The following is a 12,944-nucleotide window of genomic DNA, read 5'->3' as shown; positions in this document are numbered from 1 at the left end:
GATACCCTCGTCCGCGACGGCCCACGGCGCGCCCGGTATCTGGCCCCGCCGCGGTGGACCCGATTCCAACCCACCTCCGGGGCCGCGGGATCTCGCGGTGCCCGGCGACGAAGCGGGAGCGACGCACGTGGATCTGTACGAGTACCAGGCGAAGGATCTCTTCGCGGCTCACGGTGTACCCGTGACCAAGGGCCGGACGGCCGAGACCCCCGAGGAGGTCGAGGCCATCGCCACCGAGTACGGCACCGCGGTGATGGTGAAGTCCCAGGTGAAGACCGGTGGACGTGGCAAGGCCGGCGGCGTGAAGTACTGCCCCGACGCGGCGACCGCCAAGGAGAAGGCCAAGGACATCATCGGCCTGGACATCAAGGGCCACGTCACGCGCAAGGTGCTGGTCACCGTTGCCGCTGACATCGAGGAGGAGTACTACGTCTCCTTCCTGCTCGACCGCTCCAACCGCACCTACCTGGCCATGGCCAGCAAGGAAGGCGGCATGGAGATCGAGGAGCTCGCCGTCGAGCGCCCCGAGGCGCTGGCCCGGGTCCCCGTCGACGCCATCGTCGGTGTCGACCAGGCCAAGGCCGAGGAGATCGTGGCCGCCGCCCGGTTCAAGACCGAGGTGCAGGACCAGATCGTCCAGATCCTGATCAAGCTCTGGGACGTCTTCACCGCCCAGGACGCCACCCTGGTCGAGGTCAACCCGCTGGTGCTGACCCCCAACGGCGAGGTCATCGCCCTCGACGGCAAGGTCTCGCTGGACGAGAACGCCGAGTTCCGGCACCCGGACCACGCCGCCCTGGTCGACAACGCCGCGGAGAACCCGCTGGAGCTGCGTGCCAAGGAGAAGAACCTCAACTACGTCAAGCTCGACGGCCAGGTGGGGATCATCGGCAACGGTGCCGGGCTGGTCATGTCGACGCTGGACGTCGTCGCCTACGCCGGCGAGGCGCACGGCGGCGTCAAGCCCGCGAACTTCCTCGACATCGGCGGCGGCGCGAGCGCCGAGGTGATGGCCAACGGGCTCGACATCATCCTGTCCGACCCGGACGTGAAGTCGGTCTTCGTGAACGTCTTCGGCGGCATCACCGCGTGCGACGCGGTCGCCAACGGCATCGTCAAGGCGCTGGAGATCCTCGGCGCCGAGGCCAACAAGCCGCTGGTCGTCCGGCTCGACGGCAACAACGTGGAGCTCGGCCGGCGGATCCTGGCCGACGCCAACCACCCGCTCGTCACCCTGGCCGACACGATGGACGCCGGCGCCGACGCCGCGGCCGCGCTCGCCGCCCAGAACTGAAACCCCGGAACCGATAGGAACGTGGCCCCACTGTGTCCATCTATCTGAACGCCGATTCGAAGGTCATCGTCCAGGGCATCACCGGCGGTGAGGGCACCAAGCACACCGCCCTCATGCTCAAGGCCGGCACCCAGGTCGTCGGTGGCGTGAACGCCCGCAAGGCCGGCACGACCGTCGCGCACACCGCCAAGGACGGCTCCGCCGTCGAGCTCCCGGTCTTCGGGACCGTGGCCGAGGCCATCGAGAAGGCCGGCGCCGACGTGTCGATCGTCTTCGTGCCGCCGGCCCACGCGAAGGCCGCGATCATCGAGGCCATCGACGCCGAGATCGGCCTGCTGGTCGTCATCACCGAGGGCATCCCGGTGCAGGACTCCGCCGCGGCCTGGCAGTACGCGATCGACAAGGGCGGCAAGACCCGGATCATCGGGCCGAACTGCCCCGGCATCATCACCCCGGGTGAGTCGCTGGTCGGCATCACGCCGGCCACCATCACCGGCAAGGGCCCGGTCGGCCTGGTGTCCAAGTCCGGCACCCTGACCTACCAGATGATGTACGAGCTCCGGGATCTCGGCTTCTCGACCGCCATCGGCATCGGCGGCGACCCGGTCATCGGCACCACCCACATCGACGCCCTCGCGGCGTTCGAGGCGGATCCGGAGACCAAGGCGATCGTGATGATCGGCGAGATCGGCGGCGACGCCGAGGAGCGCGCCGCGGCCTTCATCAAGGAGAACGTGACCAAGCCGGTCGTCGGCTACGTCGCGGGCTTCACCGCCCCCGAGGGCAAGACGATGGGCCACGCCGGCGCCATCGTGTCCGGCTCAGCCGGCACCGCCCAGGCGAAGAAGGAGGCCCTCGAGGCCGCCGGCGTGAAGGTCGGCAAGACGCCGTCCGAGACCGCCCGCCTGCTCCGTGAGGTCCTGCCCGCCTGATCGCGGTCGTAGCGGTCTGCAGTACGCGACGGAAGGGCCCGTCCGGCCGGTGCCGGGCGGGCCTTCCGCGTCCGCGGGCCCGTCGGGGTCGGTGGGCCGGCCCGCGATCCGGAGATCCGGCGGACCGGGTTGCGGTGACCCCGTCACCCGGAGGCCGCCCCCGGACGGGTGAGTCCGCCGCGCCGAGGACAACTTCCCGACGCACCCGGGTTTCCGGTGCCGCCGGCCGGGCAGATCACCTGCGGCACATCGGTGGCCGGACGCGATCGACCCCGATCCGGACAAACCACCGACCGGGCCCCCTGCTCATCCGGGTGGGATAGGTTCGGCACGGCGTGCGGTCGGGGACCGACGTCGTGATGCCCAGTGGTGATGCCCGATGGTGATGTCCAGTGGCACACAGACGAGAAGCAGGACCGTTCGGCCCCCGCCGAGCGGTCCGGAGAGCGCGAGGTGGTGGCGATGAGCAACCCATACGGTCAGCAGGCGCCGGGTCCGTACGGTGCTCCGGGCGGCCCCGGTGGCTACGGCGGCCCCGGACCCCAGGGCGGCCCCGGTGGTTACGGTCCCGGACCGCAGGGTGGACCCGGCGGATTCGGCCCGGGCCCGCAGGGCGGTCCCGGCGGATTCGGACCCGGCCCCGGTGGCCCGAGCGGACCGGGCTGGGGCCCGCCGCCGAAGCCGAAGCAGCCGATGGACCTCGGCAAGATCCTGCCGCTGGCGATCGCCGGCCTGGCCTTCCTGAACCTGATTTTCGGGTTCCTCTCCGTCCAGGACTCGACCTACGGATCGTCGTCGGTCTACGCGGCGCTCGGCTGGTCGCCGGCCCTGCTGATCGCGGCCGGCGTGATCGCCGCCGGCAGCCTGCTGCCGAAGAAGTCGACCTCGCCGCTGGCGGTGGCCGGGTTGTCCTTCGCCGGTGGGTTCGGTGCGCTGTTCGCGTTCTTCGACGTCGTCAGCCCGGGCATCGGATTCATCCTGATCCTGATCTTCGGCCTCATCCAGGGGATCGCCGGCGTGGTGCTGCTGCTCATCGAGGGCGGGATCATCCCGTCCGCCCCGGTGCCCGGCGCTCCTGCCGGTCCGTCGGCCGGTGGTCCCGCCGGTCCCGGCTTCAACCAGCCGCCGGCCCCGCAGCAGTTCCAGCCCGCCCCGCCGGCCCCGGAGGCCCCCGCGGCCCCGACCTACGGCGGCTACTCGGCGCAGTCGGAGCCGAATACCGGCGGCTACGGCGTGCCGACCGGCCCGTCCAGCGGTGCGGTCCCGGCCGTCGGTCAGCCTCCGGCCGGCCAGGGCTACGGCCAGCAGAGCCAGCCGGGCCAGCAGGGCCAGGGTGGTCCGGACGACGGCCCGAACCCGGACGTCACCCAGCAGGTCCGCTTCTGATCACCTGATCCAGGTCTCCGCGACGGGGCCCGGCCCGCGCCACTCCGGCGCCGGCCGGGCCCCGTTGTCATGTGCCGGCTCCGGCCGCCCCGGTTGTGCGACCGCGGGCGACCCGAGCGGCGACGGCATCACCCCAGCGTCACATCCGCGTGTGGTCGGGATGTGCGGACGGGTGAGCACCCGACCCGACCGGAACAACGGGTCGCGCTCGCCCCGCGAGTCTGCGCCAGGTGGGTGAGCGCGCGTGTGATCGTGGGGCGATGACCGTGCAGGCCGCCCGATCGCGCACCGATGCGCCGGAGCACGCGGCCGCGCCGCACCGCCCGGCGGCAGCGGGGCGCCCGACCTCGGCGGCGCTGGTCGCCGCTGCCGCCGCGGTCCGTGCTCTGATCGCCCTCGCCTGCGGGCTCCTGATCACCGGCGGTCTCGCCCTGCTCATCTGGGCCATCACCCCGGCGTCAGGGTCCGGGCCGCTGCCGTTGCTTCGTGGTGCGGTCGCCGCCTACGCCGGTGGTCACGGCATGGACATCGCGATCGACGCGAGCACGTTGACGATCGCGCCGCTGGCCCTGGGGGTGCTCGGCGCGGGGATGCTCTGGGCGACGGCGAGCGGGACCTGGCGCGGCCGGGCCGCGATCACCTCCGCGGCCGACGAGATCTTCGCGATCGTGGTGGCCGCCGCGGTCTACGGCATCGGCGTCGGGCTGGTCGGCACCGTGCTCGCCCCGCCCGGTGCGCTGACCGGCCACCAGTGGTGGATGCCGGCCTGTTGGGCCCTGGTGGTGCTCACCACGGTGACCGTGGTGCGCGGCGACGGGCTGCGCGCTGCCCTGTCCGACCGTGCCCCGTGGTGGCTGCCGCTGGGCGTGCGCCTCGGCGGGGTGGCCATCGCCGGACTGGTCGGCGCCGGGGCGATCGTCCTCGCCGCCGGTCTGCTCGCCGGGTTCGGCGACGCCACGACGATCGCCCAGACGACCACCTCGGGTCTGGGCGACGGCGCCGGAATGGCACTGGCCGGGCTCGCCTTCCTGCCCAATGCCGTGATCGACGGACTGGCATATGCCACCGGGACCGGGTTCGGGATCGGCGCCGGTCATTACACGCCACTGGCCGTCGACCAGGCCGCACTGCCGGGGCTCAGCATCTTCGCCGCCGCACCGTCCGGTGCCGGTGGCCCCCGGCTGCTGGCCGTGCTGGTGCCGGTGGTGGTCGCACTGGTCGTCGGGCGGTCCGCGGTCCGCCGGTGCGCCCACCGTGCGGACCGGCTGCTGGTCGTCGGAGTCGGTGCGGTCGTCGCCGGGATCGGCACGGCCGTCCTCGGCGTCCTCGCGGGCGGCGGTGTGACCGGCGGTGCCTGGGCGACCTCCGGCCCCGAGCCGCTGCTGCTCGGAGTGTCCGTGGTGCTCGAGATCGGCGTCGTCGGTGGCCTCGTCGCCGGTTCGTGGCGAGCGGAGCCGCGGGAGACGGTGCGAGCCGCGGACCGGGAGTCGGCCGTGGGGACCGCCGCGCCGTCGGACGACCAGGACGTCGCGGACGACGGGCACGCGACGATCAGCCTGGTCCACCCCTCCCGGTCGACAACCGGTTCCGTGGCCGGTGCGGCCGACACGGTCGGCCCCGGGGCCGCCGGCCCTCGTCCCGTCGTACCGCCGCAACGCACCCCGCACGCCGATACACCGGTGTCCTCCGGCCCGACACCTGACGCCGACAGCACCGACTGACCGGTGCGGGCCTCGTACCGGTACGGGCGGTCACGTCCCGGTCGATGTCGGCTGTTGTCGATGCCTGTCGGACACCGTCGGTCCCTGTCGGCCGGTGCCGGCCGGTGTCGACCAGTGCCGGACCAGGGTCGGCCCCGCGGCGGTCAACGCAGCAGGTCCCGCCTCCGCAGCATGAGGGCGGTGCCGGGCACCATCCCGAATCGCTCGTAGAACGGCACCACATCCGGGTCGGTGACCACATCGACCATGTAGAGACCGCCGAGCAGGTCGAGCATCCGTCGCACCAACTCGGAGCCGATCCCCTGTCCCTGGAACTCCGGCAGTACCTCGAGCAGCGGCAGGTACGCGGCGAGCACCCCGTCACTCACCGCCGTCACGAACCCGACCACCCGTTCGGCACCCGGTGCGGAGCCGCTCCGCGTGCACCACCAGGTCCGTCCGCCACCGCGATGATCCGGTGGCTGCTGCCTTGCAACACCTCGAGCAGGGTGGCGGGGGACGGCGGCGCCGGCCAGCCGACGAAGAACCCGGTCAGGGCCGCCGGACCGAGCCTGTCGACGTCGGTGCGGTACTGGATGTGCATCGCACCAGTGTCGGCCCGGCAGCCGGTCGCTCGAACCGTCCCTTCACCACCGTCCCGTCACAACCGGCCGACCGCAACCGCCCGGCCGCAACCGCCCGGCCGACCGCAACCGCCCGGCCGCACCCGCCGGACCGCAACCGCCCGACCGCAACCGCCCGGCCGCAACCGCCCGACCGCAACTGCCCGTCGCAACCGCCCGGCCGCACCCACCCGGCCGAGTCCCGGTCGGCCGCAACCGACCCGGTCCCACCCGCCGTACACCGGCCCCGGCCTCCGGTCGGAGGGCGCGGTGCAGCACCGGCCCGGCCAACCCCTAGTCTGGACGGCGCCCCGCCGACCGCGGGACGCCCGGCGACTCGGCCGGTGCCGCCGCCGACCGGAAGACCGCCAGTGCCAGCACAGCCCGACCCGTCGACGCCCGGGCCCCGCAGGGTCGCGGTGCTCGCCTCCGGATCCGGCACCCTGCTGCAGGCGCTGCTCGACGACCCGGCGCCCCGCCCGTACGCGCTCGTCGTGGTCGGCAGCGACGTCGCCGGTGCGACCGCGCTGGAGCGGGCACAGCGGCACGGCGTGCCGACGTTCGTGCACCGCCTCAAGGACTTCGCGGACCGGGCGGCCTGGGATGCCGCGCTCGCCCGCCGCTGCCGCGACGCCGGTGCCGACCTCGTGGTGCTGGCCGGGTTCATGAAGCTGCTCGGACCTGGTTTCCTGCAGTCGTTCCCGGACGCGGTGGTCAACTCACACCCGTCCCTGCTGCCGTCGTTCCCGGGCATGCACGCCCCGGCCGACGCGCTGGCACACGGCGTGAAGATCACCGGGTGCACGGTGTTCACCGTCGACGACGGGGTGGACACCGGCGCGATCCTGGCCCAGCGGGCGGTGCCGGTCGAACCCGGCGACGACGTGGAGTCACTGCACGAGCGCATCAAGGTGGCCGAACGACGGCTGCTGGTCGAGGTGGTCCGGGACCTCTCGACCACTCCGCCCCGGCGTCTCGCGGCCGGGACCTCCGCGTGAGCACCGGGCGGAACAGCAGGACGACGACACGGGTCCGGCAGCAGCCGGCCCGAGGTGGAGCAGGAAAGGGATCGACGGCATGAGCGAGCACCAGGAGATCGGCGAGACGGGCCGCCGGCCGATCCGCCGCGCGCTGTTGTCGGTCTCCGACAAGGCGGGTCTGCTGGAGCTGGCCCGTGCGCTGGTGGACGCCGGCGTCGAGATCGTCTCCACCGGCGGCTCGGCCGCCGCCATCGCCGCAGCCGGCCTGCCGGTCACCCCGGTGGAGAGCGTCACCGGGTTCCCGGAGTGCCTGGAGGGGCGGGTCAAGACGCTGCACCCCGCCGTGCACGGCGGCCTGCTCGCCGACACCCGCAAGCCCGACCACCTGCAGCAGCTCGCCGACCTCGGGATCGCGTCGTTCGAGCTGGTCGTGGTGAACCTGTACCCGTTCAGCGCCACCGTCGCCTCCGGTGCCTCGCCCGACGAGTGCATCGAGCAGATCGACATCGGCGGCCCGGCCATGATCCGCGCCTCTGCCAAGAACCACCCCAGCGTGACGACCGTGGTGGAGCCCGGCGACTACCCGTTGGTCCTGGAAGCACTTGCGGCGGGCGGTTTCCCGATCGCCGAGCGGCGCCGGTTGGCGACCAAGGCCTTCGCCCACACCGCCACCTACGACGTCGCGGTCGCGTCCTGGTTGGGCAACGTCGTCGCACCCCCGGAACCGGCCGCGGAGGGCTGGCCGGCCTGGACCGGCGCCGCCTGGCAGCGCCGGGCCACCCTGCGCTACGGCGAGAACCCGCACCAGCGCGCCGCTCTCTACACCCATCACCGGCCGGGGCTGGCGCACGCCGAGCAGCTGCACGGCAAGGAGATGAGCTACAACAACTACGTCGACGTGGACGCGGCCTGGCGCGCCGCCAACGACTTCACCGATCCCGCCGTCGCCATCATCAAGCACCAGAACCCCTGCGGCATCGCCACTGTCACGGACGCCGATGGTGTCGCCGATCCGATCGCGAAGGCGCACCAACTGGCCCATGCCTGCGATCCGGTGAGCGCGTTCGGCGGTGTCATCGCCGTCAACCGCCCGGTCACGGCAACCCTGGCGGAGCAGATCGCGGAGATCTTCACCGAGGTGCTGCTCGCCCCGTCCTTCACCGACGAGGCGCTGGCCGTGTTGACCCGGAAGAAGAACATCCGGCTGCTGACGATGCCCGCCTCCTGGACCAGGGAGACCGCGGACCCGGCCGAGTTCCGGGCCATCTCCGGCGGCCTGCTGGTGCAGACCGTGGACCGGATGGACGCCCCGGGCGATGCGCCGGAGAGCTGGACGCACGCCGCCGGCCCGGCGGCCGATCCGCAGACACTCGCCGACCTCGACTTCGCCTGGCGGGCCTGCCGTGCCGTCAAGTCGAACGGGATCCTGCTGGCCTCGGGCGGCGCGTCGGTCGGCATCGGGATGGGCCAGGTCAACCGGGTCGACTCCTGCCGGCTGGCGGTGGACCGGGCGGGGGAGCGGGCGGCCGGGTCGGTGGCGGCGTCCGACGCCTTCTTCCCGTTCGCCGATGGCCCGGAGATCCTGATGCGCGCGGGTGTGCGGGCGATCGTGCAGCCCGGCGGCTCCGTGCGGGACGCCGACACCATCGCCGCGGCCGATGCGGCCGGGGTGTCGATGTACCTGACCGGCTCCCGGCACTTCTTCCACTGAGTCATTTCCACTGATTCCGATGCAGTTCACCGAGACCGACTACACGGACGAGGATTTCGCGGAGGTCGACCTGCGCGACGCCGGATTCTCCGGCGTCGCCTTCACCCGGTGCGACTTCTCCGGTGCCTCGCTGGCCGGCACCGAGCTGCAGGGCGCGTCGTTCACCGACTGTCGTTTCGACGGCACCGAGCTCTACGACACGGTCAGCGCCTCCGTCTCCTGGGTCACCTGCACCTTCGACAAGGCCTCCTGGCGCCGGGCCCGGCTGACCGGCTGCCGATTCACCGGCAGCAGTTTCACCGATTGCCGGCTCGACGAGATCGCCATCCGGGACTGCGATCTCACCCTGGTGTCGCTGGCCGGGGAGCGGCTGGCCGGGGCGAACCTCTCCGGTCTGCGGCTGCGCGAGGCGAACCTGACCCGCACGGTGCTCAAGAAGGCCGACCTGACCGGCGCGGACCTGACCGGGGCCCGGACCACCGACACCGACCTGACCGGGGCGGATCTACGGCGGGCCCGGATCGACCCCGGGCTGTGGACCTCCGCCCGGCTCACCGGTGCGATCGTCGACACCGAGCAGGCGGTCCTCTACGCGCTGGCACACGGTCTGCTGCTGACCCCGCCGGAACCCGCCGATCCGGCCGACGGCGGCGCTACCCGCGGGCGGCGTACAGGTCGCGGAGCAGGCAGATCTCCGCGCCGTGATGGATGATCTCGCGGTGGATGTGCAGCACCAGCGCCGCCATCGAGTCCTCCTCGAAGCCCTCCTCCCGGCAGTTCTCCACCAGGGCCGCCTCGTCGAGTGAAGCCACCCCTGCCCGCCAGATCGCCTCGCCGGCGTCCAACGCCGCGAGACCGCCGGCGGCCGTGGCCGGGTAGTCGAAGTCCCGGTACGACATCGACGGACCGCCGAAGTACCGGGCGTTCCGCTCGCCGAACACCCCCACCACGACGTGCAGCAGCCGCCAGGCGATGGTGGTGACGGGCGGGGGCTCGGGTTCGGGCATCTCGAAGTCCAGCAGGTGGGTGCCGGTGCCCACGGCCCAGGACGTCCGGGACTCGGCCCTCGGCCGCAGGTTCCAGCTGCCCGGCACCGGTTCCCACAGGTACTCCTCGTCGGTGAGACCCTCCAGCCGTGGGCGCAGCTGCGCGTCCCAGTGCCAGCTCTCCTGCAGCAGCAGTTCCTCGGTCCAGCTCTTCACGGCGGACACCCCTTCGTCGTCCATCCCCGGGATCCGGTGACCCGGTGGTCCGGTTCTACCGCGCAGGTCCGACAGTCGCCCTCCCGGCGGGAACGGCCCCGACGTCAGGACCGACCACGGTGAGCCGTCCGGACGGACCCGGTTCACCTTCGGGACCGGCCGGGCAGCGCCGTCCGGCGCGCGCGCCCGCGAGTGCGGTCGGAGGCCCGGCGGCCTGGCAGGATGCCTGTCGTGACGGCGACGATCCTGGACGGCAAGGCCACCCTGGCGACCATCAAGGCGGAACTGCAGGACCGGGTCGCGGCGCTGACCGCGGCCGGGCACCGCCCGGGACTGGGCACCCTGCTCGTGGGTGACGATCCCGGAAGCCGGTGGTACGTCGCGGCCAAGCACAAGGACTGCGCGCAGATCGGCATCCACTCGGTGCAGCGCGAGCTGCCGGTCGGCGCCACCCAGGCGCAGGCCGAGGCCGTCATCGACGAGCTCAACGCCGACCCGGCCTGCACCGGGTTCCTGGTGCAGCAGCCCACCGGCCTGGACGAGTACGCGTTGCTGTCCCGGGTCGACCCGGTCAAGGACGTGGACGGTCTGCACCCGATGAACCTGGGTGCCCTGGTCCTCGGTCGCGAGGCACCGCTGCCGTGCACCCCACTCGGGATCATCGAACTGCTCCGCCGGTACCAGGTGCCGATCGACGGCGCCCGGGCCGTGGTGATCGGCCGCGGGCTGACCGTCGGCCGGCCCCTCGGGCTGCTGCTGACCCGGAAGTCGGAGAACGCGACGACCGTGCTCTGCCACACCGGGACCCGGGACCTGGCCGCCGAGGTGCGCCGGGCCGACATCGTGATCGCCGCGGCCGGCCGGCCGGACCTGGTCACCGCCGACATGGTCAAGCCAGGGGCGGCGGTGCTCGACGTGGGCGTCAGCCGGGTCGACGGCCGCATCGCCGGTGACGTTGCCGCCGACGTGGCACAGGTCGCCGGATTCGTCGCGCCGAACCCCGGCGGCGTCGGGCCGATGACCCGGGCCATGCTGCTGAGCAACGTGGTCGCGGCCGCAGAACGCGCCGCCCGGGCCGCCGGGGCCCTCGAATGACCGGCCCGGTGATCCGGTGACCACCGACCGCCGCCTGCTGCGGGCGGTGCCGATCACCCTGGTACTGCTCGCCGTCGCCGCCGGACTCGCCCTGATCGCCACCGATCACTGGCGGCGCGGGGCCGCCACCCTGGGCGGCGCCGCCGCGTTGGCCGCGGTCTTCCGGCTGGTCCTGCCGGAGCAGCTGATCGGGGTGCTGGCCATCCGCAGCAAGACCTTCGACGTCGTCTTCGCGCTGGCGCTGGCCGCGCTGATGACCTTCCTGGTGGCCCGTCCCTGAGCAAGGAACATTCAGAGCAAGGAACGTTCAGAGCATGGAACGTTCAGAGCAAGGAACGTCAGAGCAAGGAACGTCAGAGCAGGGAACGTCAGAGCAGGAATCGTCAGAGCAGGGGCAGCAGCGCGGTCAGTGCCAGCGGCCGGTCGTCGGTCGGGTCGTCCCCGGCGCGCCCGGTGGCGGCCGCCACGAACTCGTCCCGGCTCATGGTCGATGCCGCGGCCAGTGCCGCGGCCGGGTCGTCGGCGCGCTCGGTGAGCAGCTCCCGGAGCAGGGTGAGGACCCGGCTCCAGGCGGAGGACAGCACCGGTGGGGCGGGATGCCCGGGCAGCGACCGGTGCAGGTCCAGCGAGTGCACCACGAGCTCGAGCACGCGGGTGTCCAGGAACGAGGACAACAGCATCGGACCCCGCCGGGTGGCCACGACCAGATCCGCGCCGCCGAGCCGGTCGAGTGCGGCGACGGCCTGCTGGTGGGCGGTGTGCAGGGTCTTGCGGATGTCGACACCGGGCTGCAGGGACTCCTCCTGGGCGATCTGCCGCGCCAGGTCCGCGATGTCCTCGGCCGACGCCCGGTACCCCGCGACGTACTCGGACACGGTGAGAGGCTCTGTGCCGTCGTGGATGTCGACCGGCCGGAGCGCGGAGATCGACCCCGCGGTCCCGCACAGGTGGGCGATCAGCTCGCCGACGGACCAGCCGGGCAGCGAGCTCGGCTGCTCCAGATCGCCCGGTTCGAGCGCATCCAGCCAGACCGACAGCGCCTCGAACTGGGCGAGGTAGATCAGGTCGGACTGCAGCACCGTCAGCCTTTCGGTCGGGCAGGTCGGACGAGGAGCACCGGCCCCCGCTCGTCCCTCCATCTTGTCCGACGGCGGCAGCTCCCGTGCGGTCGCGGGTGTCTTTCACCCCGCTGCGCGGCAGGACGGTCCGCGCGACTCCCCGGACCACGGCCCGGCCACGCGACGACGGCGGTCGGTCACACCGCCGGCGGCGCGGCCTCCTGCCCGGGCGGGACCGACAATCGGGCGCAGACCCGCGCGAACACCGCAGCCTCCTCGTCGCTGACCCGGTCGGCGAACTCGCGGGCGATGCCGGTCATGTGCACCGCGGCGGCCGACCGCAGGGTGGCCCGCCCGGCGCGGCTGAGCCGGACGATCACACCCCGACCGTCCTCGGGATCAGGACGCCGCTCCACCAGGCCGGCGGCGGCCAGCCGCTCCACCCGCCGGGACAGGCCGGGCTGGGACACCACGACGAGCCGGTCCAGCAGGTCCCGCAGCCGCAGCGACCCGCCGGCCTCGGAGAGCTGGACCAGGATGTCGTAGGTGGTCATCGGGACCTGGTCGGCGGCCTCCAGCTCGGCCGAGAGCCGCCGCAGCACATGCGCGTTGGCATGCAGGAACGCCGCCCAGGCGGTCATCTTTCCCGGCTCGATCCGGGGTGTGCCGGGCATCCTGGTCCCTCCGCCTGTCAGCCCGGACGCCGTCGCCCGGGTCGGTCGTTGCATGTGCGCTCCCGACCGCTGTCGCGGCGTGGGGCCGGGAGTGATCGGCCGAATCTACAGGCGGGTGCCGGTGCCCTCGCGACCGCCCTGACCGGGCGGAACGGGGCATCCGCGGGGACGGTGCGGCCGTAGGGTGACCGGGCACGCACCCGGGCCGGGCGGCAGCGCTCCGCGTCCAGCAGTACGCTTGTACTGCTGGACTCCGGTCGTCGACCCGGGCCCGGCAGGCAACGGCCGC

14 protein-coding genes are annotated in these 12,944 nt (G+C 72.9%); 9 read left to right on the top strand and 5 right to left on the bottom strand.

All coding sequences use genetic code 11. From position 1 onward, the window contains the following. The first annotated feature begins 127 nt into the window (after positions 1 to 127). From sucC to GIS00_RS10015, 4 genes are all read left to right on the top strand, one after another. Positions 128 to 1,294, top strand: coding sequence for an ADP-forming succinate--CoA ligase subunit beta (gene sucC, locus GIS00_RS10035; RefSeq protein ID WP_322097794.1), 1,167 nt, complete (start codon positions 128 to 130; stop codon positions 1,292 to 1,294). Positions 1,295 to 1,326: 32 nt separating this feature from the next. Next, positions 1,327 to 2,226 carry a succinate--CoA ligase subunit alpha gene (sucD, locus tag GIS00_RS10030; RefSeq protein WP_322097793.1) on the top strand — a complete coding sequence of 300 codons (900 nt, stop codon included), beginning with the start codon at positions 1,327 to 1,329 and terminating at the stop codon, positions 2,224 to 2,226. Positions 2,227 to 2,688: 462 nt separating this feature from the next. Beyond that, the gene (locus tag GIS00_RS10020; RefSeq protein ID WP_196073214.1) at positions 2,689 to 3,612 is read left to right on the top strand and encodes a DUF5336 domain-containing protein; all 924 of its coding nucleotides are present in this window, start codon (positions 2,689 to 2,691) and stop codon (positions 3,610 to 3,612) included. A 260-nt stretch (positions 3,613 to 3,872) separates the two neighbouring features. Further along, the gene (locus GIS00_RS10015; protein WP_154768277.1) at positions 3,873 to 5,333 is read left to right on the top strand and encodes a cell division protein PerM; all 1,461 of its coding nucleotides are present in this window, start codon (positions 3,873 to 3,875) and stop codon (positions 5,331 to 5,333) included. 143 nt (positions 5,334 to 5,476) lie between these two features. Here the strand turns inward: GIS00_RS10015 and GIS00_RS10010 are convergent, their stop codons facing one another. After that, complete coding sequence (locus tag GIS00_RS10010; protein WP_407666821.1) at positions 5,477 to 5,722, bottom strand: GNAT family N-acetyltransferase; 246 nt, start codon at positions 5,720 to 5,722, stop codon at positions 5,477 to 5,479. Next, positions 5,707 to 5,916: a hypothetical protein gene (locus tag GIS00_RS29265; RefSeq protein ID WP_407666820.1), complete on the bottom strand. Its 210-nt coding sequence runs from the start codon at positions 5,914 to 5,916 to the stop codon at positions 5,707 to 5,709. Before GIS00_RS29265 ends, GIS00_RS10010 begins: the two co-directional genes overlap by 16 nt. 390 nt (positions 5,917 to 6,306) lie before the next feature. Between GIS00_RS29265 and purN the strand changes: the two genes are divergently transcribed. The 3 genes from purN (at position 6,307) to GIS00_RS09995 (ending at position 9,338) form a co-directional block, all read left to right on the top strand. After that, on the top strand, positions 6,307 to 6,933 hold the full coding sequence (purN, locus tag GIS00_RS28905; protein WP_322097792.1) for a phosphoribosylglycinamide formyltransferase: 627 nt from the start codon (positions 6,307 to 6,309) through the stop codon (positions 6,931 to 6,933). 79 nt (positions 6,934 to 7,012) lie between these two features. After that, positions 7,013 to 8,626, top strand: a complete 1,614-nt coding sequence (gene purH / locus GIS00_RS10000) for a bifunctional phosphoribosylaminoimidazolecarboxamide formyltransferase/IMP cyclohydrolase (protein WP_154768275.1) — start codon at positions 7,013 to 7,015, stop codon at positions 8,624 to 8,626. A gap of 19 nt (positions 8,627 to 8,645) precedes the next feature. Continuing rightward, a complete protein-coding gene (locus tag GIS00_RS09995; protein ID WP_154768274.1) occupies positions 8,646 to 9,338 on the top strand; it encodes a pentapeptide repeat-containing protein in 693 nt (230 codons plus the stop codon). Here the strand turns inward: GIS00_RS09995 and GIS00_RS09990 are convergent. Next, positions 9,280 to 9,852, bottom strand: a complete 573-nt coding sequence (locus GIS00_RS09990) for a DinB family protein (RefSeq protein ID WP_154768273.1) — start codon at positions 9,850 to 9,852, stop codon at positions 9,280 to 9,282. The two genes, GIS00_RS09995 and GIS00_RS09990, sit on opposite strands and share 59 nt — an antisense overlap. Positions 9,853 to 10,059: 207 nt before the next feature. On the opposite strand from GIS00_RS09990, the gene GIS00_RS09985 reads away from it, so the two are divergent. Continuing rightward, the gene (locus GIS00_RS09985) at positions 10,060 to 10,923 is read left to right on the top strand and encodes a bifunctional methylenetetrahydrofolate dehydrogenase/methenyltetrahydrofolate cyclohydrolase (protein ID WP_322097791.1); all 864 of its coding nucleotides are present in this window, start codon (positions 10,060 to 10,062) and stop codon (positions 10,921 to 10,923) included. 16 nt (positions 10,924 to 10,939) lie between these two features. Further along, the gene (locus tag GIS00_RS09980) at positions 10,940 to 11,203 is read left to right on the top strand and encodes a DUF3017 domain-containing protein (protein ID WP_154768271.1); all 264 of its coding nucleotides are present in this window, start codon (positions 10,940 to 10,942) and stop codon (positions 11,201 to 11,203) included. Positions 11,204 to 11,306: 103 nt separating this feature from the next. Here the strand turns inward: GIS00_RS09980 and GIS00_RS09975 are convergent, their stop codons facing one another. Then, positions 11,307 to 12,002 carry a maleylpyruvate isomerase N-terminal domain-containing protein gene (locus GIS00_RS09975; protein ID WP_196073213.1) on the bottom strand — a complete coding sequence of 232 codons (696 nt, stop codon included), beginning with the start codon at positions 12,000 to 12,002 and terminating at the stop codon, positions 11,307 to 11,309. Positions 12,003 to 12,178: 176 nt separating this feature from the next. Then, positions 12,179 to 12,655 (bottom strand): MarR family winged helix-turn-helix transcriptional regulator, encoded by a 477-nt coding sequence (locus tag GIS00_RS09970; protein WP_196073212.1) that lies wholly within the window; start codon positions 12,653 to 12,655, stop codon positions 12,179 to 12,181. Positions 12,656 to 12,944 lie beyond the last annotated feature (289 nt).

It is taken from the genome of Nakamurella alba (assembly GCF_009707545.1).
Lineage (GTDB): Bacteria > Actinomycetota > Actinomycetes > Mycobacteriales > Nakamurellaceae > Nakamurella > Nakamurella alba.
Note: the sequence above shows the minus strand (reverse complement) of the source record. Positions and strands in the feature narration are given on the sequence as shown.

Coding starts and splice junctions, on each gene's coding strand:
- GIS00_RS10020 (WP_196073214.1), top strand. CDS start 2,689: ATGAGCAACCCATACGGTCAGCAGGCGCCGGGTCCGTACGGTGCTCCG.
- GIS00_RS10015 (WP_154768277.1), top strand. CDS start 3,873: ATGACCGTGCAGGCCGCCCGATCGCGCACCGATGCGCCGGAGCACGCG.
- GIS00_RS29265 (WP_407666820.1), bottom strand. CDS start 5,916: ATGCACATCCAGTACCGCACCGACGTCGACAGGCTCGGTCCGGCGGCC.
- purH (WP_154768275.1), top strand. CDS start 7,013: ATGAGCGAGCACCAGGAGATCGGCGAGACGGGCCGCCGGCCGATCCGC.
- GIS00_RS09995 (WP_154768274.1), top strand. CDS start 8,646: ATGCAGTTCACCGAGACCGACTACACGGACGAGGATTTCGCGGAGGTC.
- GIS00_RS09990 (WP_154768273.1), bottom strand. CDS start 9,852: ATGGACGACGAAGGGGTGTCCGCCGTGAAGAGCTGGACCGAGGAACTG.
- GIS00_RS09970 (WP_196073212.1), bottom strand. CDS start 12,655: ATGCCCGGCACACCCCGGATCGAGCCGGGAAAGATGACCGCCTGGGCG.